General features: G+C 70.1%; 1 protein-coding gene. It reads right to left on the minus strand.

The genetic code is table 11. The features are described from left to right. On the minus strand, window positions 1–742 hold a 742-nt coding region (locus ACLD7X_RS17160; protein ID WP_411424902.1), incomplete at its 3' end, for a ketopantoate reductase family protein. Window positions 743–907 lie beyond the last annotated feature (165 nt).

Raw genomic sequence — 907 nt, forward strand, 5'->3', positions numbered from 1 at the left:
GGTCGAGAGCGACGCCCGTGGCATTGGCGACGGCGACGACTTCCAGGGCCAGCGCCGTCCTCTCCGCGCGCAAGGGCGCTTCCAGGAACAGGGCGCGGAGCGTTGTGCGGCGAACCGCGCAGAGCGGCGATGTCATGCAGTTGAAGACGAGCTTGGTCCAGCGCGCGGCGGGCATGTCATCCACCGCTTCGGCCTTGTCGATCTGGCCGAGCAGGGTGGCCAGCGCGTGGATGCGCGGCGTGGCCGGGCCGGCGACCTCGCCGAGGCGGAAGGTCGCGGCGCCGCCATCATGGCGATGCCGATGGCGCTTCATGCGAGCGGGCTCCACCAGGTTCGCGAAAAGCCCGGTGACGATGCAGCCCATGACGCGATCCGCGCCGAGCCGCCGGGCGAGCTCGATATCGGCCAGCGCGTTCAGCGTGACGAGGTAGGGGCCGGCGTAATGCGCCTCCACGCTCGCCAGCGCGGGATCGGCGTCGGCGAGCTTGGTGCAGAGGAGGGCGAGGCGCGGATTGAGCCCCGCGATCTGCGTGGCATCGTCCAGCATCGGCAGGTCGATGCGGAAATCGCCCGATGGTTCCTCCACCGTCAGACCCTGGGCGCGGATCGCGTCGCGGTTCGGCGTCCAGCTTTCCAGCACGGCGACGCGTTCGCCGACGCGCGCCAGATGTGCGGCCATGTAGCCGCCGACCGCGCCGGCGCCGATGATGAGCAGCGGGCCGGCCTGCTGGTTGTCGTTCATTCGCGAGGATCCTTCGCCATGACCCCATCCTGTCAGTCGCGCGCGGTGCTGTCATGACCCATGGCAAGGGCGAGGCGCGGGAATGGGTGCGCGCGGCGCTGCGTGGCTATCTCGCGGTGCTCTACACACCCTATGATGAATCGGGCGCGCTGGATGAGCCGGGCC

The sequence above is a fragment of the Aphanothece microscopica RSMan92 genome (assembly GCF_046613545.2).
Taxonomy (GTDB): domain Bacteria; phylum Cyanobacteriota; class Cyanobacteriia; order PCC-6307; family Cyanobiaceae; genus NIES-981.